Source organism: Kordia sp., from assembly GCF_045105435.1.
In the GTDB taxonomy this organism is placed as follows: Bacteria; Bacteroidota; Bacteroidia; order Flavobacteriales; family Flavobacteriaceae; genus Kordia.
Genome location: NZ_JBGCDL010000331.1, coordinates 1 through 23,391, shown reverse-complemented (window position 1 = coordinate 23,391; position 23,391 = coordinate 1). Strand labels below are relative to the sequence as shown.

At 34.0% G+C, this 23,391-nt stretch carries 25 protein-coding genes; 10 read left to right on the top strand and 15 right to left on the bottom strand.

Features of this window, described 5'->3' with window-relative positions:
• From AB8B65_RS16995 to AB8B65_RS16985, 3 genes are all read left to right on the top strand, one after another.
• The coding region (locus tag AB8B65_RS16995; protein WP_405302476.1) for a cytochrome-c peroxidase at positions 1 to 457 on the top strand (457 nt) is incomplete at its 5' end.
• A gap of 104 nt (positions 458 to 561) precedes the next feature.
• Entirely contained in the window at positions 562 to 735 is a 174-nt protein-coding gene (locus AB8B65_RS16990) for a hypothetical protein (protein ID WP_405302475.1), read from the top strand.
• A 29-nt stretch (positions 736 to 764) separates the two neighbouring features.
• Positions 765 to 1,346 (top strand): hypothetical protein, encoded by a 582-nt coding sequence (locus AB8B65_RS16985; RefSeq protein ID WP_405302474.1) that lies wholly within the window; start codon positions 765 to 767, stop codon positions 1,344 to 1,346.
• 225 nt (positions 1,347 to 1,571) lie between these two features.
• Here the strand turns inward: AB8B65_RS16985 and AB8B65_RS16980 are convergent, their stop codons facing one another.
• Entirely contained in the window at positions 1,572 to 2,591 is a 1,020-nt protein-coding gene (locus tag AB8B65_RS16980) for a LamG-like jellyroll fold domain-containing protein (RefSeq protein WP_405302472.1), read from the bottom strand.
• Between the two features lie 463 nt (positions 2,592 to 3,054).
• Here AB8B65_RS16980 and AB8B65_RS16975 point away from each other — a divergent pair, with 463 nt between their 5' ends.
• From AB8B65_RS16975 to sufD, 5 genes are all read left to right on the top strand, one after another.
• Positions 3,055 to 3,384, top strand: a complete 330-nt coding sequence (locus AB8B65_RS16975) for a HesB/IscA family protein (protein WP_405302471.1) — start codon at positions 3,055 to 3,057, stop codon at positions 3,382 to 3,384.
• Between the two features lie 124 nt (positions 3,385 to 3,508).
• On the top strand, positions 3,509 to 4,957 hold the full coding sequence (gene sufB / locus AB8B65_RS16970) for a Fe-S cluster assembly protein SufB (protein WP_405302470.1): 1,449 nt from the start codon (positions 3,509 to 3,511) through the stop codon (positions 4,955 to 4,957).
• Positions 4,958 to 4,977: 20 nt separating this feature from the next.
• Complete coding sequence (locus AB8B65_RS16965) at positions 4,978 to 5,439, top strand: hypothetical protein (RefSeq protein ID WP_405302469.1); 462 nt, start codon at positions 4,978 to 4,980, stop codon at positions 5,437 to 5,439.
• Positions 5,440 to 5,467: 28 nt separating this feature from the next.
• A complete protein-coding gene (gene sufC, locus AB8B65_RS16960; RefSeq protein WP_405302468.1) occupies positions 5,468 to 6,220 on the top strand; it encodes a Fe-S cluster assembly ATPase SufC in 753 nt (250 codons plus the stop codon).
• A gap of 9 nt (positions 6,221 to 6,229) precedes the next feature.
• Positions 6,230 to 7,552, top strand: a complete 1,323-nt coding sequence (gene sufD, locus AB8B65_RS16955; RefSeq protein WP_405302467.1) for a Fe-S cluster assembly protein SufD — start codon at positions 6,230 to 6,232, stop codon at positions 7,550 to 7,552.
• Between the two features lie 70 nt (positions 7,553 to 7,622).
• Here the strand turns inward: sufD and AB8B65_RS16950 are convergent, their stop codons facing one another.
• The 4 genes from AB8B65_RS16950 to AB8B65_RS16935 form a co-directional block, all read right to left on the bottom strand.
• On the bottom strand, positions 7,623 to 8,159 hold the full coding sequence (locus AB8B65_RS16950) for a hypothetical protein (protein WP_405302466.1): 537 nt from the start codon (positions 8,157 to 8,159) through the stop codon (positions 7,623 to 7,625).
• Positions 8,160 to 8,211: 52 nt separating this feature from the next.
• Positions 8,212 to 9,036, bottom strand: coding sequence for a hypothetical protein (locus AB8B65_RS16945; protein WP_405302465.1), 825 nt, complete (start codon positions 9,034 to 9,036; stop codon positions 8,212 to 8,214).
• Positions 9,037 to 9,105: 69 nt separating this feature from the next.
• Positions 9,106 to 9,642 carry a DUF2589 domain-containing protein gene (locus AB8B65_RS16940; protein WP_405302464.1) on the bottom strand — a complete coding sequence of 179 codons (537 nt, stop codon included), beginning with the start codon at positions 9,640 to 9,642 and terminating at the stop codon, positions 9,106 to 9,108.
• 381 nt (positions 9,643 to 10,023) lie between these two features.
• Positions 10,024 to 11,367 (bottom strand): serine hydrolase domain-containing protein, encoded by a 1,344-nt coding sequence (locus tag AB8B65_RS16935; protein WP_405302463.1) that lies wholly within the window; start codon positions 11,365 to 11,367, stop codon positions 10,024 to 10,026.
• A 317-nt stretch (positions 11,368 to 11,684) separates the two neighbouring features.
• Between AB8B65_RS16935 and AB8B65_RS16930 the strand changes: the two genes are divergently transcribed.
• Complete coding sequence (locus AB8B65_RS16930) at positions 11,685 to 11,954, top strand: hypothetical protein (RefSeq protein ID WP_405302462.1); 270 nt, start codon at positions 11,685 to 11,687, stop codon at positions 11,952 to 11,954.
• Positions 11,955 to 11,957: 3 nt separating this feature from the next.
• Entirely contained in the window at positions 11,958 to 12,242 is a 285-nt protein-coding gene (locus AB8B65_RS16925) for a hypothetical protein (RefSeq protein ID WP_405302461.1), read from the top strand.
• Positions 12,243 to 12,303: 61 nt separating this feature from the next.
• On the opposite strand, the gene AB8B65_RS16920 is transcribed toward AB8B65_RS16925, so the two are convergent.
• The 10 genes from AB8B65_RS16920 to AB8B65_RS16875 all read right to left on the bottom strand — a co-directional run bounded on the left by AB8B65_RS16920 (position 12,304) and on the right by AB8B65_RS16875 (position 23,262).
• Entirely contained in the window at positions 12,304 to 13,167 is an 864-nt protein-coding gene (locus tag AB8B65_RS16920) for a helix-turn-helix transcriptional regulator (RefSeq protein ID WP_405302460.1), read from the bottom strand.
• Positions 13,168 to 13,290: 123 nt separating this feature from the next.
• A complete protein-coding gene (locus tag AB8B65_RS16915; RefSeq protein ID WP_405302459.1) occupies positions 13,291 to 14,214 on the bottom strand; it encodes a hypothetical protein in 924 nt (307 codons plus the stop codon).
• Between the two features lie 139 nt (positions 14,215 to 14,353).
• Positions 14,354 to 14,896: a hypothetical protein gene (locus AB8B65_RS16910; protein ID WP_405302458.1), complete on the bottom strand. Its 543-nt coding sequence runs from the start codon at positions 14,894 to 14,896 to the stop codon at positions 14,354 to 14,356.
• A 61-nt stretch (positions 14,897 to 14,957) separates the two neighbouring features.
• Positions 14,958 to 15,377 carry a helix-turn-helix domain-containing protein gene (locus tag AB8B65_RS16905; protein WP_405302457.1) on the bottom strand — a complete coding sequence of 140 codons (420 nt, stop codon included), beginning with the start codon at positions 15,375 to 15,377 and terminating at the stop codon, positions 14,958 to 14,960.
• A 322-nt stretch (positions 15,378 to 15,699) separates the two neighbouring features.
• Positions 15,700 to 16,521, bottom strand: coding sequence for a T9SS type A sorting domain-containing protein (locus tag AB8B65_RS16900; RefSeq protein ID WP_405302456.1), 822 nt, complete (start codon positions 16,519 to 16,521; stop codon positions 15,700 to 15,702).
• A 148-nt stretch (positions 16,522 to 16,669) separates the two neighbouring features.
• A complete protein-coding gene (locus tag AB8B65_RS16895) occupies positions 16,670 to 17,338 on the bottom strand; it encodes a HesA/MoeB/ThiF family protein (RefSeq protein ID WP_405302454.1) in 669 nt (222 codons plus the stop codon).
• Positions 17,338 to 19,926, bottom strand: a complete 2,589-nt coding sequence (locus AB8B65_RS16890; protein ID WP_405302453.1) for a DUF4132 domain-containing protein — start codon at positions 19,924 to 19,926, stop codon at positions 17,338 to 17,340. The genes AB8B65_RS16895 and AB8B65_RS16890 overlap by 1 nt, the downstream gene beginning before the upstream one ends.
• Before the next feature lie 9 nt (positions 19,927 to 19,935).
• Complete coding sequence (locus AB8B65_RS16885) at positions 19,936 to 20,328, bottom strand: hypothetical protein (RefSeq protein WP_405302452.1); 393 nt, start codon at positions 20,326 to 20,328, stop codon at positions 19,936 to 19,938.
• A gap of 114 nt (positions 20,329 to 20,442) precedes the next feature.
• Positions 20,443 to 22,323: an OmpA family protein gene (locus AB8B65_RS16880; RefSeq protein ID WP_405302451.1), complete on the bottom strand. Its 1,881-nt coding sequence runs from the start codon at positions 22,321 to 22,323 to the stop codon at positions 20,443 to 20,445.
• Between the two features lie 21 nt (positions 22,324 to 22,344).
• Positions 22,345 to 23,262: a type IX secretion system membrane protein PorP/SprF gene (locus AB8B65_RS16875; protein WP_405302450.1), complete on the bottom strand. Its 918-nt coding sequence runs from the start codon at positions 23,260 to 23,262 to the stop codon at positions 22,345 to 22,347.
• Positions 23,263 to 23,391: the final 129 nt, after the last annotated feature.

The window sequence follows — 23,391 nt, the reverse complement described above, 5'->3', positions numbered from 1 at the left end:
TCGTCGCAACGAAGGAAACGTAACCTTAACTGCCAACGAAACGCAAGGCATGGAATTATTCAATCAAAAATGTGCTTCTTGCCATTCGGGCGAATTATTTACCGATCAATCATTTAGAAACAATGGACTAGCAATTGATCCACAATACAATGATATTGGTCGCGAACGTGTCACAGGATTTCCGCAAGACAAGTATAAATTTAAAGTGCCAAATTTAAGAAACATCGAAGTTACCTTTCCGTATATGCATGACGGACGTTTGACTTCATTAGAAGACGTTTTGGAACATTACCGAAACGGAGTTCAGAATACGGAAAACTTAGATCCAATTTTTCAACAAACTGATGGAACATTCAGAATTCCCATGACTGACGAAGAAAAAGCACGCATCATCGATTTCCTAAAAACCTTAACGGATACTGATTTTATTTTCGATCAGCGATTTTCGGAGTTTTAAAAAATACTTTGGGCGCAACACTGACAAAATAAGCTGTAATAGACTATTGGACAGGTTAAAAGTGGAATGTTTTTTGTACATTTGATATAAATAGTAGTTTCTCCATGAAAAAAGAACAGACATCATTATTACTCGCATTAGCGGAAAAATTAAAGAGAGAGCAACCATCTAAGGAGTCAGCTATTGAATCTCTTAGTGCTGCTGGTATTGTGACGAAAAATGGAAAATTAACAAAATCTTTCCCCAATTTAAAAAGAGTTCTTGCTACAGCTGAATAAATAAAATGTACAGTTCAAGATCAAATTTATTGATTGGATTTCACGGTTGTGACAAATCGGTAAGAGATCAGCTTCTTGTAAAACCAAATAACGTAAAAATAAGTGAAAAGCCATTTGATTGGCTGGGACATGGATTTTATGTTTGGGAGAATAATTACGAGCGAGCATTGGCTTGGGCAAAAGACAAACAAAAACGCGGTAAAATTAAAGAAGCTTCCGTGATTGGTGTTGTGCTTACATTGGATTATTGTTTAGACTTGATTGACAGTGAATTCATCAGAATGCTCAGCATTTACTACGAAATAATGAAAAAAGATTTTTCTTCGATAAATAAAGAATTACCAAAAAATAAAAATGTTAAAGAAGATTCACATAAAGACTTACTAATTAGAGAGTTGGACTGTGCTGTGATACAGTATCTTCATCAGATGATAAAGGAAGAGATCGAAAATGATAAAAATACCTCTCTTAAATCATTTGATTCAGTTAGAGGTGTATTTACGGAAGGTGGTCCTGCATTTCCTGGTGCTGGAGTTCAGAAAAAAAGTCATATTCAAATTTGTATTCGAAATATGAGTTGTATTAAAGGTTTTTTCTTGCCAAGAAAATAACTACTCCAAAAAAATAGCGAACAACCGAAGTCATTCGCTACTATACTATTCAAGTTTTAATTGTCACTCGTATGTTTTTGATTGACAAAAAAGAAACGTCATTGCAAAACGACAAAGCAATCTCATTCTTCATAGAAGAAAACCGTTATCCGATAAAGAGATTACCGCGCTATCGCTCGTAAAGACGAATCATAGTTTTTATCATAGAAATAGAACTGACATTCACTATTTCTTAATAAACTTTATAGTTCTATTATCTTCCAACTTTAAGAAGTACATTCCTTTTGCTAAATCTGTAATTGTAATTGCTGCATTGTTAACAGCAGTTCCAGTTTTCACTTTTGCACCAATGGTATTATAAATTGCATACGGTTCGTTGGCTTTTAATCCAGTTACGGTTATAAAATTAGTTGCTGGGTTTGGGTATAATGTCAATTTAGCAACTGTATTTTCAAAACCAGCCACAGACAATGTTCCGTTTGGCACAGAATTAACCCAGTTTGAACATGCTCCAAATCGGTTCATATTATACATATCACCTGTATGTCCATTTCCTGTTGCATCAACAAACTGATACGTTAACCAATTATCGTAATACGCCATTCCTTCATTACACTTATAGTATAAAATTAAGCTTGAAGGAATCGTAGCAATCTCTGCATTTCTAGTCGAATTAATTTCAGCTAATGTCCTTGCGGTATTCCAAATTCTAATTTCATCAAAAACACCTGCATAATACGTATTCCAATGCTGTGAGCTTCCTATTCGAGTCTCCGTAATATTATCAAAAACCGGTGTAAACCCGTTAGTTGTTCCTTGCAAAATACTATCAATATATAATTTGATTTCAGCTAAAGTTGCATCGTACGTAAATGCAATATGATGCCAATTTCCATCATTTATAAGTGTTGTACCAACAACAGTACTCCAATTGTTTGTGTTATTTCCAATTCCAACCATTACTGAACCAGCTGTTGTTTTGTCAATAAAATATCCTTTTTTTGTTCCTCCCTCAGAGTGTTTTGTAAGCATTTGGTTGCTACCAGTAGTAGGGTTATCACTCACCCAAAATTCAATAGTAAAACTATCATTATTTGAGTTATCACCAAAAATATCAGTTCCTGTATTTAATAAAGGTACATAATCGTTAAAACCATCAAAACAGACAGCTACGCCTAATGATTGTGCGTTTAAGTTAAAAACAGCAGTTAAAAAGGCTACTAATAAAATGTAATTTTTTCTCATTTGTTTAAATATTATAATTAATAATAGGGGTTAAAAATTTTGTTTTCTCTAAATCAAAAAAAGTCGCAATACTGTTTTTATATTTGATTTAGAACAGCACAAACATACTGTTAATCTTAAAAAAAATGCTTGTAGAATTCACGTATTTCGATAAAACAGGTAAAATTACATACAGACTTTTCTTAATAAAAAGAACAATTAATAATTTGGAATTTTTTATGTACTAAAAAGTGTATCTATTTTTATGGAATGTGGCTACTTTGGCGATGATTAAAAGAAAATCTACAGAACGCTACCTCGAATAAAAAGTACTTTATTATCAGTCATTTTTTTAATTTAACGGAAACAAAAAAGTGCAATCAGAAAATTCTATCGGGCAATATGTTATATAAATGCTAGGATTCTTTAATAAAAGCATCAAATAGCTTATCTTTATCCATTCAAAATAAACGTATTTAAAAAAATGATAACAGTTTCAGACACAGCCCGTAAAAAAGTAGTCGAACTTATGACAGACGACGGTTTTGACGCTGCCAGCGATTACATTCGTGTAGGTGTAAAAAGTGGCGGATGTTCCGGACTCTCATACGATCTTACATTTGATAACAGCAAAGCAGAAGAAGATAAAGTTTTTGAAAACAATGGTGTAAAAATCATTGTAGACAAAAAAAGCTTTTTATATCTCGTTGGAACTACCTTAGAATATTCAGGCGGATTGAACGGAACCGGATTCGTTTTCAACAATCCAAATGCACAGCGTACCTGTGGTTGTGGAGAATCGTTCTCTCTATAATCACAACTTTTAAACATGTGGCATTTTTAGATTATTATGAATCTAAAAGTATTCCTACCAACATGAAATAATTAAAAAAAGTGAGATTTCATAGCTATTGAATCTCTTAATCATATCGAAAGAAATGAGTAAATATACTGAAGAAGAATTACAGAAAGAACTGGAAACTAAAGAGTATGAGTATGGTTTTTATACCGACATTGAAAGTGACACGTTTCCAAAAGGTCTCAATGAAGATATCGTTCGTGCCATTTCAAAAAAGAAGAATGAACCAGAATGGATGACTGAATGGCGATTGGACGCTTTTAAAATTTGGTCGGAAATGGAAGAACCAGCATGGGCAAATGTACATTATGAAAAACCAGACTTTCAAGCCATTTCATACTATTCTGCACCAAAAAAGGCAGATCCAAACAAAAAACTTGATGATGTAGATCCGGAATTACTAGAAATGTATAAAAAACTAGGAATTTCGATAGACGAGCAAAAGAAACTCCAAGGAATTGCCATTGATATTGTCGTCGATTCCGTTTCTGTAGCCACAACTTTCAAAAAAACATTGGCTGAAAAAGGCATTATCTTCTGCCCTATTTCTGAAGCCATTCAAGAACATCCTGAATTAGTCAAAAAATATCTAGGAACTGTAGTTCCTAAAAAAGATAACTTTTACGCAGCTTTAAATTCTGCCGTTTTCACGGATGGATCTTTTTGTTACATTCCAAAAGGTGTTCGTTGCCCAATGGAATTATCAACCTATTTCCGAATTAATGAAGCAGGAACTGGACAATTTGAACGTACGTTACTAATTGCTGATGAAGGTAGTTATGTAAGTTACCTTGAAGGTTGTACTGCACCATCACGTGACGAAAATCAATTACATGCCGCCGTGGTAGAATTAATTGCTATGGACGATGCTGAAATTAAATATTCTACGGTGCAAAACTGGTTTCCAGGAAATGCAGAAGGAAAAGGTGGCGTATACAATTTTGTAACGAAAAGAGGATTGTGCGAAACCAATTCTAAAATTTCTTGGACACAAGTAGAAACTGGTTCTGCGGTCACATGGAAATATCCAAGTTGTATATTAAAAGGAAACAATTCGGTTGGAGAATTTTACTCAATAGCAGTTACAAACAATTACCAACAAGCAGATACTGGAACTAAGATGATTCATCTTGGAAAAAACACCAAGAGTACCATTATTTCTAAAGGTATTTCTGCTGGTAAATCACAAAACAGTTATAGAGGTTTGGTGCAAATTGCTTCTAAAGCAGACAATGCACGTAACTTTTCGCAATGTGATTCGCTGTTAATGGGAAATAAATGTGGCGCACACACGTTTCCGTACATAGAAGTAAAAAACAAATCGGCTCAAATAGAACACGAAGCTACGACAAGTAAAATTGGAGAAGACCAAATTTTCTATTGCAACCAACGTGGAATTGATACCGAAAAAGCCATTGCCTTAATTGTAAATGGTTTTAGCAAAGACGTATTAAATAAGTTACCAATGGAATTTGCTGTAGAAGCACAAAAATTATTAGAAATTTCATTAGAAGGTTCTGTTGGATAATCAATCATAAATAGTATAAAATGAAAAAAATCTATTTCATCTTCGCACTTAGCTTACTTATTATTAGTTGTAAAAATGATGGGAAGTCAACTGACAAAGCAAACGAAACAGACACAAAAGAGCTACCAAAAACTGGCACTCAACAACAATCTAACATCAAAACTACGCGTACAGTAGGAGACTTAAAAGAAACATTTTCTGGAATGTTTTTATACCTAGAAAGTGAAAAAGCTGCCGTACTTCAAACTGGTAGTGGCGGAATATATGGTGTTGTTATTGACGACCAAATGCTAGCGCTTAATGAACAATGTAAACAATACAAAACAAAAGATGAAGACATGGTTCCTGTTGTTATAAGAGGTACCAAAAAACCAAACCCTGTTCCAAATGCTTGGAAAGAAGTGATTGAAATTGAAGAAATTCTTTCGGTACAAAAACCAAGTGGTCAGGATGGTACGATTATCATCAAAAACAATCAATAATTCGATTTAAAAATAACACATAGTTAGAATGTTACACATAAAAAATCTACACGCAGGTATTGAAGGAAAAGGAATTCTGAAAGGAATCAATCTTGAAGTAAAAGCAGGAGAAGTACACGCAATCATGGGACCAAACGGATCAGGAAAAAGCACCTTGTCATCTGTTATTGCTGGAAAAGAAGAATACGAAGTTACGGATGGAGAAATTTTCTTAAACGGAGAAAATATTGAAGAATTAGGTCCTGACGAACGCGCACATGAAGGTGTATTTTTATCATTTCAATATCCTGTAGAAATTCCTGGAGTTTCTGTGACAAACTTTGTAAAAACTGCCATCAACGAAACACGTAAAGCAAAAGGTTTAGAAGATATGCCTGCAAGTGAAATGTTGAAAAAAATTCGTGAAAAAGCCGAATTATTAGAGATTGATAGAAAGTTTTTATCGCGCTCATTAAATGAAGGTTTTTCTGGTGGAGAAAAAAAACGTAACGAAATTTTTCAAATGGCAATGTTAGCGCCAAAATTAGCCATCTTAGATGAAACTGATTCTGGTTTGGATATTGACGCACTTCGTATTGTTGCCAATGGTGTTAATAAATTACGTAGTAAAGACAACGCCGTAATTGTTATTACACACTACCAACGTTTGCTAGATCATATTGTACCTGATTTTGTACACGTTTTACACAATGGAAAAATTGTAAAATCAGGCACAAAAGAATTGGCTTTAGAATTAGAGGAAAAAGGATACGATTGGATTAAGCAAGAAGCAACTATTTAAGCACTACAAATGGAGTTAAAAGATAAATTATTGTCATCCTTTATGGTTTTTGAAGATAGTGTGCATCATGAAGAATCAAAAAACATAAATGAAATCAGAAATGAAGCTATTAGAACGTTTCAACAAAAAGGATTTCCAACAAAGAAAGATGAAGATTGGAAGTATACTTCGCTAAATGCACTATTAAAGCACGATTATACGATTTCTCCAAAACACGAATCGGCAATTGAATTTAAGGACGTAAAAAAGTATTTTATCCACGATATTGATACCTATAAAATTGTATTTATTGATGGAAAATATAGTTCGTTCCTTTCAGAAACAACACACGATGATATTGATGTTTGTTTGATGAGTTCTGCTTTAAACAAACCGAAATATAAGATCATTATGGATTCATACTATAATCAAGCTGCAAAAGCAGATCATAGTTTGACTTCCTTGAATACTGCTTTTGCTTCGGAAGGTGCATACATTCACATTCCAAGAAATAAAGTGGTTGAGAAACCCATACAAATTGTACATTTTTCTACAGGAAGTGAAGCTTCTGTGATGTTGCAACCACGTAATTTGATTGTGGTGGATGAAAATTCGCATGTACAAATTATTGAGCGCCATCAAAGCTTAACATCGAATGTAGTATTGACAAATTCGGTAACAGAAGTGTTTGCAAATAAGCGTGCTATTATTGATTATTACAAGATTCAGAATGACAATCAAGAGGCTTCTTTGATCGATAATACGTTTATTTCTCAAAAGCAAAGTAGCAATGTATCTGTACACACGTTTTCTTTTGGAGGAAAGTTAGTCAGAAACAATCTGCAATTTTTCCAAAAAGGAGAACGCATTGATTCTACCATGAAAGGAATTACCATTATTGGCGATAAGCAACATGTAGATCATAATACATTGGTACATCATATTGAACCAAATTGTGAAAGTCACCAAGATTATAAAGGTATCTTTGCTGATCGTTCTACAGGAGTTTTCAACGGAAAAGTAGTTGTAGAGAAAGAAGCACAAAAGACCAACGCATTTCAGGCGAATAATAATATTTTAGTAGACGATAAAGCAACAATTAATACCAAACCTCAGCTAGAAATTTTTGCAGATGATGTAAAATGTTCGCACGGTTGTACCATTGGTCAGTTAAATAAAGATGCTTTATTTTATATGCGTTCACGCGGAATTCCTGAGAAGGAAGCAAAAGCATTACTAACGTATGCTTTTGCTAATAACGTTTTAGAGAGCGTGAAGATTAGCGCCATTAAAACCCGAATCAACAAACTAATTGCCCAAAAATTGGGTGTTAACTTAGGATTCGATCTATAAAGGAAAGACAAAATAAAGAGTTGAAAATCCCGAAGCATAAAAAAGCTTTGGGATTTTTTTTATAAATAAATTACAGTTCAATCTCTTCCGCAATAATTCTGTAAATATCTACTTCAGGAAGAACTGTTTGCAATTGCATTGCTACAGCACTAAATTGGGGATCTTGTCGCAAACGCTTCCAGGTATTTTTTACATATTGATTAAAGTTTTCTCTTTGTCCTTGTTTGTATGCCGCATCATCTTTGATCATTACTAAAATTTGCTGAATGGTTTCTTTTCCTTGCGCAACTTTACTTTTAATAGGTCCGTGCAAACCAGCTAACATTTCATGTGCATTTTCCAAACAATTGGCGCCAACCATCAATATATGTCTTCTTTTTTGCGGAACATCTTTCGTTTTTGCTACAAATAATTGGTTTTGTAAAATGCTCATACGACTTGATTCTACAAACCCAAATTGCTTCAATACTTCTTGGTTTTCTGAAAGCCAACGTTCAATCTCTACTAAAAAGCGTGAAGATTTGGAACGAAGCAATTCAGAAATAAGTCCTACTTTAAAAATAGAAGCTTCAAAAAAGGTGTTTTTTTCTATAATACTTGTTTTCATCTGTTTGTATTTTGAGTTTCTTCATTTTGGTTTGGCATGAAGAAAAATGAATTTATTCGTAGTTTAATACTTGTACGGCATTTCCATTTTCATCAACATCTGTTGTCCATTCCATTGCATTGTCTGTAATGTTAACTTTGATTTTGATTAAGTTTGCTGGATCGTTGATTTCCTGTAATTTTTGTGTTTCTACAATTACTGGAAGGTCTTCAATTTCTGGTGATTTTGGCTGAAGATTTTTTTCAATTTCTGCAACCATTGCATTATGAAAAACGGATTCTTGCACAAAATTATCTCCGACAAAACTATAGGATACCTCTGCAAACTTGATGGCTGCTTTGTTAATTGCTACTGTATAGTTAGTCGGTGTTGATTCAGATGCATATCCTTCTTGCGTTTCTTTTATAGGAGTAGTTTCTTCTGTCGTTCTAAATGCAGTTTGCAAGTCTGTTTCCGTATCTGCTTGTGGTGCAGCCTCTATACTATCTGCGGCAGTTGCTGATCTTAAACTAGCTGCTGCTTCCTCAGCATATACAACTGCTTTTGCTGCTAATTCTGGTTTAATACTTTCTAAATACGCAACTTGATCTGCTGTTTGATTTGGAAAAAGGTCTGCATTTACTTTAAAGAATGCTGCTTCATATACATTTTGTATTTCTCTTTGTGTGTATTCTCTAGTAATCGTTTGCGTAGCATCAACAGCAACAGGAATGGTTAATTCCATATCTCGGATGCGAATATTTGGCACAGAAAAATGCTTTAACATTGGGTTTTGCACATATTCTTGTGCAATGGCTAATGTTTCAATATCTGACTGCACTTTGGCATTATTTACTTCTTTATAAATTTTTCCGATATAGTCTTTTAATGTAATCATGATTTTTTTTGTTTTTTAAGTTAAAGAAGCCTCCGAAGAGGCTTCCCCAATTTGTTAGTGTACGATGTTCTAAGATTCTGTAATAGACTCTTCAAGCATATCTAATACACGACTCATTCCTGCTGGAATTTCGTCTTGTACTGCATTAATTCTAATGTTCATACTGTATGAACGTTTAGACTCATCTGAGTACGTGTTTTTCTTTTGGTACGAATAACTTCCTTTAAAGTTAAAACGTCCCCAAGCCCAACGTAAACTCAATTCAGCACTTAAATCTAATTTGTGAGAAGTTGTAGTCGTAACTTTAGTGACACTAGAAATTTTAGCATTAAAATCAATAGTAGTGTCGGCTACTCGCAAAAAAGGAATTGGAATAATAGTCAACAACGGTGTTGTTAAGGTTACTGATGTTGGCGTTCCGTCAACTAATTTAGAATATGCGAATGTTACATTTTTCACATTTCCCATATCATCAAGACCTACTTCATTAATAAAGTCTACCGTTGATAAAGCTGCTGCTGCTTGCGCATCAATAACTGCTGTTAATGGCTTTCCTAACATCGCACTAAAGTTGATGTTAGCAATTTCATTTGGATTAACTGGCATAATTGTAATTTTTAAAATTGTTTACCTACTCTTTATAAAAAGGCTTTTCGGCTTTCTCCTTTGGTTGTGAAAAACGTGTCGCGAACAATTTCTCACATAGTTTTAAGCTTAAAATTATACTCCTTCGAAAGAATTACAATGCAAATATACAACAAATGTTTTAATTTACAAACATATTACAACTATATTTTATGTGTTTTTACAATAAATCTGTAATATGTTAGTTTTTGCTTCTATTTTTAGAAAATGACAGCATACGTGTCCGTATATATGAAGAATTTGACTGTTTTTTTACATAAAAAAAGAACTGCAATTTACGTAGAAACATAAAGTGCAGCTCTTATATTATAGAATTAATACTGTAGTTACAGTAGGTATTTTTTATTCAATTGCGTTACAAATTTCACTTAGAAATTTATTGAAATCCGTTCCCTTTTTTCCAACGAGTCCAAAACGAACTACGACTAAATCTTTTGATGGAATGATATATATACGTTGTCCTTGATAACCGTTAGCAGAATACATATCTTTTGGTACATCTGGGTGAAATCCGCCAGCATTGAGCCAAAAATGTCCGCCATAACGTCCTTTTGATGTTGGTGTTGGCTTGGTAATATAATCTACCCAAGAATCGTCAAAAATACGTGTGCCGTTCCAATCGCCTCTGTGTAAATATAGTAATCCAAATTTTGCCCAATCGCGCGGTGTTGCCCATCCGTACGAAGAACCTACATAGTTTTCTTCCATATCCGCTTCAATCAACATGGAATGCATTCCTATTTTGTCAATAAACTCTACATACGGAAAGTTCAAGTATTCTTGATGTGTATCGAATTGCTTGCGCAAAATTCCTGAGAGTAAGTTTGAAGTTCCAGAAGAATAATTCCACGTTTCGTTTATCTTTCCTGCCAAAGGTTTATCAGCCTGCGCAGCTGTCATATCTTTCGCAAGAAAAAGCATTTTCGTCACATCAGAGATGGTTTCATAGTTTTCTTCCCATTCCAAACCGCTATTCATCTGTAATAAGTTGTGAATGGTAATGTTATTTCGTTCGTCATTCTTCCAAGCTTCAATAGGCGCTTTGTCCTGCACGTTGAGTTTTCCTTGATATTGTAGCACGCCATACATTGTACTTATTAAACTTTTTGTCATGGACCAACCTAATATTTTTGAATCTTTGTTGAATCCTTTTGCATATTGTTCAGCAATGATTTGATCTTTGTATAATACTAATACCGCACGTGCTTTTTTGACATCTTCGCCATTAACTTTTGCAAAAGCATAGTTTACTGCGTTTTCGATTTTTTTGTAATCAACGTTGGTAAAAGTGGTATCTTTTTGTTTCATGTTTCCGTACGGATACGGCGTCATGCGTGCTATATTGGAACGAAACGGAATTGACGTTTCTTTTGTAGTATCGTAATCATCATCAATTAATACACTTCCCAAACCTTTACGGAATACAGCTTTGCGTGTCATAAACCCATACACAGAAGCGGTAGCATATTTGTCTTCTAAATTCACATAGTCTCGTGCAAAATTTATTGGTGCAAAACCATTATCTGTACTGTCTGTAAAAGCTGGTGCTCTGCCTGCTACAAAAACAGAAGAACTCATATTTTTTGCAGAATAACCAGACATGATATTTAATTTAGAATAGTTGAATGCAATAAGTATTATGACAACTACGAGTATGATTCCTATAATTTTTAAGGCTTTTTTCATCTTCTTGGTGGTGTTTTTCTATTTTGACTTGTGTTGTTTTTTTAATTAACACGAGTGGACTTTCAAAGATATTAAAATAAAAGCTATTGAACTATTGTCACATTCTTGAAACTAAAAATCTTCATTCAAAATCTACAGTAGTGTTACACAACATATTATCCTCTTAGTTTCTATAGTGTTTTTCCTAAACAAAAAACAGGAAAAACACTATGAAAAAGTATTTAGAAAGCTGTTTTTCAAATCGTTATTAAAAGTAACCTTTGTATCACTGTTACGTAACGGTAAAAGAATTATAAATTTTTAAAAACTAGAAAACCATGAAAAAAAACAAAAAGAGTTTAAAGAAACTGACACTAAACAAAAAAGTAGTGTCAAAACTAGAAGGATTACAAGCAAACGGAGGCGCGCCAGCTTCTGGCTTCATTTGTCCGATTGAAACACGCTGGAATTGTCCAATTAATACTTTGGCATGTCCTGACACTTGGATATGCCCAATTGAAACACGATTTATCTGTCCTACAGACAGTTTAGTATGTCCTATTGAAACTATAGGTTGTCCAATTGACACGGTTGCATGCCCATATTAATCCATGAAAAAAAACAAAAAGAGTTTAAAGAAGTTAACACTTAATAAGAAAGTAGTGTCTAACTTAGAATCACAACAAACAGTAGGTGGTACATTTATTTCGGTTGTTGTATGTCCTATTGACACCGTTTTTTGTCCATCAAATTTTTGTCCATCAAGACTTATTAACTGTGAGACACAAAATATTGTTGAATGTCAAACAACAACCATACGTCCAACATTGGTAGGACCTGGTTGTGGCGGTTCAGTAGTAGATGGTTGTGGATCTGCTTTAGGTTGCACTTTCTAAAATACCAATTTGATAAAACTATAGTTTGGAAGCTGCTGTAAAAGGTAGCTTCTTTTTTTTGCTAACTCGCAAAGGTTTGCAGATAGTTGTGTAAATCTTGGTGTTTCTCTAAGACCATTTTTTTCTTTAGTCGGTATTTGTGTGTGCGTACACTTTCTTGATTAATACCAAGAATGAGCCGGATATCTTCGTTAGACATGTTCATTTTAAGATAACAACAGTATTTTAAGTCTTTTGCGGTGAGACACGGAAATGTAGCACTAAGTTGTTTGAGAAAGTTAGGATTTATGTTTTCAAAATAATGCTTGAAATCGTCCCAGTGTTTTCGGTCATTTCGAGCCATTTTGATCGTATTCACAATAGACATCAGTTGTGTTTTGGTCGCTGCATCTACATCAGTATATAGTTGTTTGATGCGTTCTTTTATTTTGTCTAATACGGCTTTTTTTTGATCCAATTCAAGTGTGTATCGTGTTAAGTCTTTGCTTTGATCTTCGGGATATTTTCCTTTAGGCACCATTATTTTTGATGAAGAAACTGTTTCCGTTTTTTTGATCAATTTTAATATTCCCAACATATTGGTCACTAAATTGTTTGATTGCATTCCATATTCAAACGATTGTGTAAATACGACTAAATTTTCACGAATTTGCAGCTCTCTGTATTGGCTTTTGGTTTGCAAACATAACATCGGAATTGAAAAATCGCGATTGTACGATAATAAGGAATTGATTACATTTTGATTGTCTCTAAAACTTAAAATGATGAATGCTGGCTGAATAGATTTTGAAAGCTGTACAATATCAGAAACGCGCGTAGCCGTAATAAAACTATACTGATTCATTGTTTGTAAGCTTTTAAGAATAGAAGCCAATGAAACAGAAGTGTCACTTCCTATAAGTATATTTTCATGCGTTGTCATCACTATAATATATATTTCAAAGTAATAGTATATTTTTGGGGGAATCACATCAAAACTTATATTCCAAAAGTAGGATTAAAAGTTTTAAAATAATACGGTATAAATACTCGATTTTAACTTTAAGGGTTAATCATCGTTGTCGATAATTGTTCCCATGTAAATTTGCGATCCGCCTTGTTCATTATTTTGTGCCCAAACAATTAGAGATCCGTCACGAGAAAACTTTGGATGTGCCGCAGCAAGACTAGGACCATCTACATGGATTATAGGTGTGTTTGGATTTGTTAAATCGACTTTTTTTAGAAAGATTTGTAGATTTGTCTGCTCCGTTTTTGATTCAAAAGCCAATATACGTCCATCATTGCTAAACCAAGGTGTACGCCCATCAACATCATCCGCTGGATTAGAGAATACGATTGGTTCGCTGTATCCGTTTTGTATATAGACTTTATTCTTTTTTTGATAGTATCCTTTTGATTTTACACGTTGTCCTGCGTACGCAATTAAGGTTGATACTACAGGGTTTACGGTTCCCATTCCTGACCAAAAATCCGGATATGTCAATTTTTCAGATTGTGCTGAGTTGATATCAAACTTTAATAGCTTTGGGTCATTATTTGAATAGTCTGTGATTAATAAAGTCATTTCATTAGCATACCAAGCAGGATATGATAATTGCGCTTTTTCATATCCAGGAACGATGAGATGTGTGGCGCTATTATTCATTCCATTTTCATCTAAAAGCATAATTCGTGACGTTGGCAAATGACCTTTAGGAAATATTCCTGTAAATGCTATTTGATTTGATTTTTGTTTAGGATTCCATGACCAAGAAGCACGCAAACAACCGTACGTATCACTTTTGTAGTATAGATTTTCTGAATTTGTATTGATGTCTACTGTCCAAAGTTGATTTCGCGAAATTCCGTTTCCATTTCGTTCAAAAAGAACCGTATTTCCTTCAGGATTGAAACAAGGACGACCATCAAAATAAAGCCCGTTATCACTAGGACTCGTTTGCGTTATTGGAATAATATTAATGACTTTCATAATGTGAATTGGTTGGTTATTCCAAATATAGAAAGTACTATCGATTTAAAAGAGCGTGTTACTACGTGATTATTTTTTCACGAAAGAATCATCTTTAAGTTCTATTCAAAAACTAAAAAAAACTTCATTTTAAAATGGTTTAGTCTTTTCGGTACAGTGTCATTTCGAAAAATTGAAACCAATCTTTTCCGTTCATTGAAATTTCGCCAATTTCTACCCATTTGCCTTTTTCTGAAAAATCGTCTGTGAATCGAATTGTGCCTTTGCTTCTTTCATCAACAAAAGACCATTGCAATTTTTTGTCATCAATCAATGTCATATTTGAGGTAAATTCTCCTCCTATTCCTGAATAAGAAAGCATAACAATACTTTTTTTATCTGAATTATATGATATAATACCAAAGGCTTCATGGATAATTCTGTCTGTTACGCCTGTACTATCAATTGCATATCCCAAGCCATCAATCATTAAGATTTTATTACTTACTTTCGATTGTATGATTTCTGTTTGAGAAAATTTATTAGCCTTTCCATCCTTACCAAAAACCCAGCCTTCTCCTTTCCAAGTTCCTTTCATAAAACTTAATTGTTCAATAGTGTTTGGCGTATTTGGCAAAGGTGTTTCTTGAGCAAATACAGTGTGTATTGCAAAAAAGAAACTGAGTATAACGAATAGCTTCATAATAGAGTTTGTTTAGTTTCAAAAATAGAGTTTGATACGTATGAACGATTGTAAAATTGCGTCAATTTTCTATGACTGAAATTTGTATTTTTTTTAGATATGATTCAAAATTTATGTGTGATCGTTGCATTTTTTTCTTAAAAGTATTTATAAAATGCGCCTGGTCGTAATATCCATGATTTAAAATGGTGTGCAGTTTATCATTTTCTTCATTTAACAAATCAATCCAGAGTTTACGTTGTCTCACATTATAAGAATAGTGCCGCATAGACATGCCAACAATCGTTTTAAATTTCTTTTGAATGACACGAATGGAAAGTGGAATTGACGCTGTAACAGAAGCCACTGAGCTTCCTTTGGAAAGCTCTAAACATATATATTTGACCAAATCGTTTTCTTCAATTTCTATGTTGTTGAAAAACTGAATTAACTCGTTTTCAATTGCCTCTTGCGAAGGGAAATTTACATTCGCATCTAACAACTTCTTAAAATGGTTTTCAACATGTTGCGGAGCATTTGCTGTTTTGTTGAGAATTTCTTTTTTGTCAAATACGGCAGGTTTCAGTATAACCCAAGGAAAAATTCGGTGTATTCCATTTGTAATTCTCTACATATAGTTTACAAAATACTTATTTTTAGAACAATATCTAATTTTTATATGAGATGAATATCTTTTTTAATTCAATTTAAACACCAGAAATATTTTTTTTGAAAGATCAAATACTTACAATTTTCCTTGCAATACATTTGACGCTTTTTATAAAAATAGTACAATTTGCATAGAATTATTCATTGCATAGAACTTACTTTTTAATCACTTTTATAAAAGAAGTTTCTCCGTTAGATCCTATAATTTTGAGAATATAAATCCCTACAGCGCTATCAATATTTAATTGAATTTGTGAAGCGTTTTCCACATTTTCCTTTTGTATTACTTTTCCAGTCATGGAATATAAAACAACATTTAGATTGGCATGTATCTTATCAAACGCAATTGAAAAATTTCCTGATGTTGGATTTGGATACACATTAAATGTATCTGAAAAAGAATTTTCAGTAATTCCTAAAGTAGTTATTGCAACACAATCTGAAGTGTCAACACACGTACTACTTGTTAATCTTACGGCATAGTTTCCACTTAGTGTTGGCGTGTAACTATTACCATTTTCGCCCATTATGTCACTCATAGTATCACAATTTACCCATTGGTACGTTACTCCTGTAGCATTTGCAGTGATTGTACCACTATTTACGGTTGTAGAAGTATCAATTGTTATATTACCAACAGATATGTTAGCAGATACTTGACAACTTCCAGTAGCATCTGTAAAGGTTACGGTGTATGTATCTGCTGCTAAGTCTGAGGCGTTAGATGCTTGCCCTTGAAGCAAATTCGTATCAGTCTCTACTAAAGTTCCCATAGCGTTAGTCCAAACTGCTGTATACGGAGGTGTGCCAAATATACCAACTGCTGATACTTCTGCTTTATTTGCATTTTGACAATCATTATTTACTACGTTAGGAAATACTTGTAATGTACATTGCGCGTTTGACTGCGTTGAATAAAAAAAACTAAAAAGTGTTAATGCTGTAATTAATGTTTTGTATACAAGGTTGGTTTTCATGGTGTAATTGGTTTTTCAAAATCAGCATTAAATGTTTACTGATATTTGGTATATAATTCGGTAGGTTGTTTCAGTAGCGAATGTAGTTAATAAAAAAGAATAACACTAACTATTTTTTATATGATGTTAGCTACATTTTTGTCTAATACTATTTTAAATTATAAACTCGAAACACATTTTTTGAAAGATCAAATACTTGTAATTTCCCTTGCAATACGTTTGAAGCTTGCTGTAAAATTTTTACAACTTCGTTCACTTGAAAACTTGAAGCCATACTTACTATTTGCGGCATGACGTTGGCATCGTTGCAATCTTCATTTTGAAATAGATTTTGGTCATTTGTAAAGGTTTCAGTGAACGATTTTCCACCTTTGTAATTGAATACCGAAATGTGTCCTTTCATTTCTTTTACGCCCGAATATATCATTGGAATTTGGTGTTTGCTGCAAAAAACGTCAATTGCCAAACGTGCGGCATAATTGTCTGTACAATCGACAACAATATGTGCTTCTTTGAGTAATTTTTTACTGTTTTGAGACGTTAGACGTTCTTTGAAACTTGTAATTTCAATCGTTTGGTTGCGCGCTTTTAATTCCGCGGTAGCGACATCACATTTATAGTTTCCAATCGAATTGAGATCAAACAAAATTTGACGTTGTAAATTGTCCGCTTCTACCCGATCGTCGTCAATAATTGTAAGTTTTCCAACACCAAGTAACGCCAACGATACTAACGTTCCGCAACCCAAACCGCCACAACCAACTACCACAATATGTGTTTGCTTTAATTTTGTTTTGAGCGCTTTCGTTTTTATCATTAGTTGATTTGACTTAGAATGGTTGTATCCGTGATTTTATCATCTTCCGCTAGTAAAAATGCTTTACTTAATACTAACGATAATCCGCGATCGCCTTCAAACGGTAAAAAGATATTTTTCGTTTTTTTGTCTTCTCCTCTGGCTGGAACGATGCAGAGATATTGATCGTTTGGCTCCATTAAAATGTTGGAGCTTCCAATATGAATTTTATACGTACGTTTGGTGCCTTTTACGCGTAAAAACTTTCCGTCAATTGTAGCAATTTTGTTGATTTTTAATCGAGGTAATAGTTTTTCTAAGATGTCTTTTCTCGTTTTTGCAACTTCAGTTAAATCTCCAAAAGAATAACTTGTCCAATAATCACGGTATTGTGGCAATCCGCCATTGTCTCTCCATTCCGGATCGTTTCCAACACTACAAACACCAACAAATAGGTCTACATCGCGTAAAATTTCTGAAAGTACTAGTTTTGGGACTTCTACCAAATCAATGACTTCATTATTTTTTATGAATCGTACTTGATCGGTTGCAACATAATTCCAAATTCCCGCATCATTAAATTCATCATCTGCATTCAATTCGTTGATCCAAAATTGCGCTTCTATTTGATGCGCTTTTACTTGAATCGTAGCAAGTTGTCGGTCGTAACCATCATCATACGCGCCCAAAAGTGAATATTTCCATCCGCGAATACTTGTCAATGCATTGAATTGGTGTTGCTTTAAAATATGCGCTGCCATTCGGTTGCTATAGGTTTTTGTGTTTATTTCTGCATCTGTTAGTATATACACTTCGCGATACGCTTGTTTTAATGGTTGTTTTATTTCGAACGATTCTAGTTTTGTTCGCCAAAATAATACACCAGCTACAGCTTCGTGAATTGGATGCCATAAACGAACTTCTGTTTCAGCTGTAACCCAATCTAGGATGGTATCTTCTTGAGTTATCCACTGATTATTTAAGTATAAAGCAGTAACGAAGTTCTCTCCTTTCTTAAATTGCCATAAAAGTCTTTTTGCGATAAAACTAACTAAACCATGATTCAAATAATGTTTCACGAAATTTTCATAGCTCCAAACACGATTGTCTAAATACAATCTATCAATTCGATCGCGTTGTGCTGTGAGGTATTTTTTAATTTGTGCTACATCACTTTTTGCCTTTTTAAGTTTTGCTGCATGTTTCGTAGAATTTTTTACGAATGCTGGTGCCGTTTTTTGCGATTTTCCATCAGGCTTTCGCCAAACTGAGTTTACTTTCCCTAGCTCTTGAATACTTATTTCTAAAGTATACTCATCGAATGTATAGGTTTTTGCTCCATCTTCTAATCCGAAATTTGGAATAGAAAGTTCTTCGATTTCAGATGAAGAAACACCTAGTTTTATTGAAGCTTCTTCGATATATTTTTCAACGAGTTTTCGCGTATTGTTTTGCTTAATTTTTAGTTTTAATCGCGATAAATGACTGATTCCTTCTAATCCTTTTGTGTTTCCTAATGTATAAATACATGCATTTCCAACACCTGCAGCCGTAGGACCAACACCTGGCAATTTTTTATACGCGCGTTCTGTTAGTTTTGCAAGAATACTTAGCGTTGTACTGTCGTGAAATTTCCCCATACTCCACGCCAAACCTTTAAGGAAAACAGTGTTTTTTTCATGCAGATATTCATAACTAGTATGCTCGTAAATACGACCGTTGCCGTGATCGTATCTATTTAATGTTTCAAGCTCCTTTAATGTTGCTGCAAATGTGAGCCAAGGATGTACAATAGTTTTATATTTCGAAATACCAATAGCATCAATAATTTCACTGGTGTTTTTTAAGAACCGTTTGCTTGGTTTTCCTGCGGTCGCTTTACAAAAAAGATGAAATAGTTGATAGAAATGATCTTTTAACGCATCGTTTAGCGCTGCTGTTTCTGTATTTATTAGTTCTCCCAAACGATCTTCCGTGAGTATGTATGGCGCAGTTTTCCCATCGGCATTTTCGCTTTCAAAAATCATTTTTTCAAGCTTTACGCGTACTTTTTCAAGATCTGATCCCCAATAGGATGATACATTGCCTTTTAAATGAGATGATAATAGTTGTTGAATGAGCGCCTTCAATTCAGGCGTCATTTCTTCTTTTTTGATAATTCTTTCTATTTGTTGTACTGAGAAACCAATAGGCCAATCATTGAACCTTTTTTTACCATCTTTACTAGCACTGATATAGTCATGAAACACTTCAATGATTTCTGCACTCGTATATGCCAAATTACTTCGCATTAGTCCACTTAATAACTCATTGTATACATATTCTCGGTAACGTTCATTCCGACTTGCTTCCCAATTTTTTTTACTATTTTCTTTTGATAGTTTTTTAATTTTAGGAATAAGATATCGTATGTACTCTTTTCTCAAGGCGGTACTTTCTGCTTTTAACGCTTGATACGATTTTAATTTTCCGAGAGAGATATTGTAATAAGAGTAATTTAACTGGCAATCTGCAACAATTGTACGCAATCTTTCTTCGAAGACTTTGTTTACATCTTTAGTTTCGGACTCTGTACTTAGTATTTTTTTAAAGATATTTTTAAATCCCATAGTATGAATTTATCCACCAACTAAAGGTGTGAGTTTTACAAAGCTAACTGTGGTTGTTTTTGTGACCAATACTTGCTGTTCCAAACTTTCCGATTGCTGATTGTCTATTAAAACGAAAAAGCTATTGTTTTGAAATGCATCAAGTGCGATGAACGTTTGCTGTTCTGCATCAATTTTAGCGCGCGTTTTTTTGAGCTTGTAACCGTTTAATGTTTGTTCGGATGCAGTTGGACGAATGAAACCTTTAAAGTACTCTGGAAGTTTGTTATTATATGCTTCTACTTCTGCTGTTACGCGTGCGATTATGATATCTTTTACCGTAACAATTTCGCTTTCAACAGCGATTTGTATTTGATTTAGAATATCACCCGTAAGGGATTCATCATTAATAGTTATCGTCATAAAAATGATTTTTAATAAACTTACTGATTTTACATCATACTAGAAAGTAGATGACATAAAAAAACCTGCAACTACGGGAGTTACAGGTTTTTTAAATATTATATGTTATTGTAATTAGTCTTTGCTTACAATAATGAAGTCAGAACGACGGTTTTGTTGGTGTTCTTCGTCTGTACATTTTTTACAGTCAATTAATGGAGAACTTTCTCCTTTTCCTTCACTACTTAAGCGTGAAGCATCAATTCCATTAGAAATGATGTATTGTACTGTAGATTTTGCTCTTCTTTCAGATAAACGCTGATTGTATGAAGCTGGACCTCTAAAATCAGTATGTGTTTCTACTTTGATAACCATATTTGGATATTTCGTCATTACAGAAACTACTTTGTCCAATTCGAATGCAGCATCTTGTCGGATGTTGTGCTTATCGAAGTCAAAATAAATTGGATTTAATACAATTACTTCTTCTTCAATGATTTCTTCAATTGGTGCTAATGAAATGTCCACAATTCTTTCTGGATTGTCTCCACTGTTTACATCTACTTTTTCAGGAACATATCCTTCAATACTAGCTTCTAATTGAGAAGACTTGTCGCATTCTACTTTGAAAACTACTTTTCCTTCTGCATCGGTAGTTTTTGAACCAACACTGTTTCCTTGATCGTCTGCTAATACAACATTTGCTCCGCTTAATACAGCTCCAGTTTCTTTGTCTGTTACTGTAATTACGTAGTCAACATCACAAATAGGATTGATTAGGTTTACTTCATAAATGTCGTCACTTCCTTTTCCACCATCGCGGTTAGAAGCTACAAATCCTTTTTTAGACTCTTCATCAAATGTAAAAGAGAAATCATCTGAATTACTGTTTAATGGTGTTCCTAAGTTACGAACTGCACCGAAAGAACCGTCTTTTATTTTTGAAGCAAATACATCTAATCCTCCAATTCCTAAATGTCCGTCAGAAGAAAAGTATAAGGTATTGTTGCTACTCATGTATGGAAAAAACTCTCTTCCTTCCGTATTGATAGTGTCTCCTAAGTTTTCTGGTTCTCCAAAAGATCCGTCACTATTAATAGCAACTTTGTATATATCAGATTGTCCTAAACCGCCTGGCATATCAGAAGCAAAGTATAATGTTTTTCCATCTGCGCTTACCGCTGGATGTCCTACAGAATACTCATCATTGTTAAATGGTACAGGTTTTACATTTGACCATTCTCCACCTGACATTGTTGCTGTGTACAAGTTTAATGTTCCTTGCCCGTCTTCATCTTTTTTGAATTTACCATCATAGTAATTTTCACGCGTAAAGTACATTGTTTTCTTGTCTGGAGAGAAACTTACAGTTCCTTCATGATATTTTGTATTGATATCATCTGATAAAGAGATTGCATTTGATAAGTCTCCGTTTCCATCATACGAAGCCATGTAGATGTCTAAGTATGGTTGATCGTTCCATCCGTACTTTCTTCCACCGTCACGCGTAGACGTAAAGTATACTGAGTTTCCAGTTGAGATTGCTCCAAAATCAGAGTTTTGTGTATTGATTTCTGAGTTTTTCACTTCAAACTTAGTCACTTTCGCTAATATTTGCGGAATGTAGTTTGGATTTTTATTAAAAGCAATTGCTCTTCTGTCTCTTGGTTTCGCTTCCGCGAATTTAGACATATACTCATTGTGTTGCTCATATTTTCCGTTGGCTTTCAGCATTTGTGCATATTTGAAGTATACGTCTGCTTTGTTGTTTCCTTCAGAAATACTTTGTCTATACCAACGTTCTGCATCTTCTGTTTTGAAAAGATTGTAATAGCAGTTTGCTAGTTGTTCGTATACATAAGCGTCAGCATCATCAATGGCAATTTCTTCATATTCCTCAGCCGCTTTTACATATTCAAGCCTGTTGTAAAGCTTGTCGGCCTTTTTTGTTTTATTATTCTGAGCAAACACGTTAGATGTTGCTAGAACTAGAAATAATATATATAGTTTTTTCATTGTTTATTGGCGTATTAGGTTTTAGAAATATCTTGGCGAACGAGAAATTTTTCGTGGGAAGTATAAATCAAATAATAAAAATACTTCGTGCGATGCGCTAGCTACAGAAGAAATTTCTGAAGTTACTGCATCATAGGCATAGCCTATACGTAATCTCGGGTTAATCGCAAAGTTGACCATTCCACTGAAAGAGTCATCCAAACGGTACGAAGCTCCAATTTCAAATTTTTCATAAAATAAGGCATTCAAGTTTAAGTCAAATGATGTAGGTGCATCAAATGCTGACTTTACTAAAAATGATGGTTTAATTTTAGTATTTGGAGTTGCTTGGAATACATATCCACCCGTAAGGAAGTAATGTTGTACTTCTGAACCAAACGCTCTACCATTAACGTCTAAGTGTTTCCCGTTTAAAAAGTTAGGAACCGATAGTGCTAAGTAGTAGTTGTCAGTATAGTAAAAAAGTCCAGCTCCCATATTGAAAGTTGTCTCATTTACATCACTAGAGAAGGCTTCATCTCCTTGATCGATTAGTGTTGGGTTTACTTGAGATAACAATCCGATATCGTGGAATGTAAGTCCTCCTTTTATCCCGAACGCTAATTTATGAGCGCCGCCTAAGTTTAGTGTATATGCAAAGTCAACGTAAGTATTGGTTTCTTTTACAGGTCCTACTTGATCTGAAATTAAAGATAATCCTAGTCCAACGTTTTTACCGACAGGCGAATGCCCAAAGAACGTAAACGTTCTTGGGGCACCGTCAAATCCGGTCCATTGATTTCTGTATAATGCTCCTAAAGATATTCCTTCTTTAGATCCTGCATACGCAGGATTGATAACTGCCATATTGTACATGTACTGTGTGTACTGTGGATCTTGCTGAGCAAGCGATGGCAGTGAGAAAAGTAATATAAATAGTGCGATATATAAGTTCTTCATGATATGATGTAATATTATTTTTAAGAATTTAGATGTTTAATTTCGGGGAAACTATTTGTTTAGATAAATCCATCCGTTTTTAGCTTCTCCATTTTCAAGTCTCAATACATAAAAATAAGTTCCAACTGG

What these genes read in the sequence shown, in the direction of transcription:
- AB8B65_RS16990 (WP_405302475.1), top strand. Translation starts at nt 562, where the DNA reads ATGAAAAAAGAACAGACATCATTATTACTCGCATTAGCGGAAAAATTA.
- AB8B65_RS16980 (WP_405302472.1), bottom strand. Translation starts at nt 2,591, where the DNA reads ATGAGAAAAAATTACATTTTATTAGTAGCCTTTTTAACTGCTGTTTTT.
- AB8B65_RS16975 (WP_405302471.1), top strand. Translation starts at nt 3,055, where the DNA reads ATGATAACAGTTTCAGACACAGCCCGTAAAAAAGTAGTCGAACTTATG.
- sufB (WP_405302470.1), top strand. Translation starts at nt 3,509, where the DNA reads ATGAGTAAATATACTGAAGAAGAATTACAGAAAGAACTGGAAACTAAA.
- AB8B65_RS16965 (WP_405302469.1), top strand. Translation starts at nt 4,978, where the DNA reads ATGAAAAAAATCTATTTCATCTTCGCACTTAGCTTACTTATTATTAGT.
- sufC (WP_405302468.1), top strand. Translation starts at nt 5,468, where the DNA reads ATGTTACACATAAAAAATCTACACGCAGGTATTGAAGGAAAAGGAATT.
- sufD (WP_405302467.1), top strand. Translation starts at nt 6,230, where the DNA reads ATGGAGTTAAAAGATAAATTATTGTCATCCTTTATGGTTTTTGAAGAT.
- AB8B65_RS16950 (WP_405302466.1), bottom strand. Translation starts at nt 8,159, where the DNA reads ATGAAAACAAGTATTATAGAAAAAAACACCTTTTTTGAAGCTTCTATT.
- AB8B65_RS16945 (WP_405302465.1), bottom strand. Translation starts at nt 9,036, where the DNA reads ATGATTACATTAAAAGACTATATCGGAAAAATTTATAAAGAAGTAAAT.
- AB8B65_RS16940 (WP_405302464.1), bottom strand. Translation starts at nt 9,642, where the DNA reads ATGCCAGTTAATCCAAATGAAATTGCTAACATCAACTTTAGTGCGATG.
- AB8B65_RS16935 (WP_405302463.1), bottom strand. Translation starts at nt 11,367, where the DNA reads ATGAAAAAAGCCTTAAAAATTATAGGAATCATACTCGTAGTTGTCATA.
- AB8B65_RS16930 (WP_405302462.1), top strand. Translation starts at nt 11,685, where the DNA reads ATGAAAAAAAACAAAAAGAGTTTAAAGAAACTGACACTAAACAAAAAA.
- AB8B65_RS16925 (WP_405302461.1), top strand. Translation starts at nt 11,958, where the DNA reads ATGAAAAAAAACAAAAAGAGTTTAAAGAAGTTAACACTTAATAAGAAA.
- AB8B65_RS16915 (WP_405302459.1), bottom strand. Translation starts at nt 14,214, where the DNA reads ATGAAAGTCATTAATATTATTCCAATAACGCAAACGAGTCCTAGTGAT.
- AB8B65_RS16910 (WP_405302458.1), bottom strand. Translation starts at nt 14,896, where the DNA reads ATGAAGCTATTCGTTATACTCAGTTTCTTTTTTGCAATACACACTGTA.
- AB8B65_RS16900 (WP_405302456.1), bottom strand. Translation starts at nt 16,521, where the DNA reads ATGAAAACCAACCTTGTATACAAAACATTAATTACAGCATTAACACTT.
- AB8B65_RS16895 (WP_405302454.1), bottom strand. Translation starts at nt 17,338, where the DNA reads ATGATAAAAACGAAAGCGCTCAAAACAAAATTAAAGCAAACACATATT.
- AB8B65_RS16890 (WP_405302453.1), bottom strand. Translation starts at nt 19,926, where the DNA reads ATGGGATTTAAAAATATCTTTAAAAAAATACTAAGTACAGAGTCCGAA.
- AB8B65_RS16885 (WP_405302452.1), bottom strand. Translation starts at nt 20,328, where the DNA reads ATGACGATAACTATTAATGATGAATCCCTTACGGGTGATATTCTAAAT.
- AB8B65_RS16880 (WP_405302451.1), bottom strand. Translation starts at nt 22,323, where the DNA reads ATGAAAAAACTATATATATTATTTCTAGTTCTAGCAACATCTAACGTG.
- AB8B65_RS16875 (WP_405302450.1), bottom strand. Translation starts at nt 23,262, where the DNA reads ATGAAGAACTTATATATCGCACTATTTATATTACTTTTCTCACTGCCA.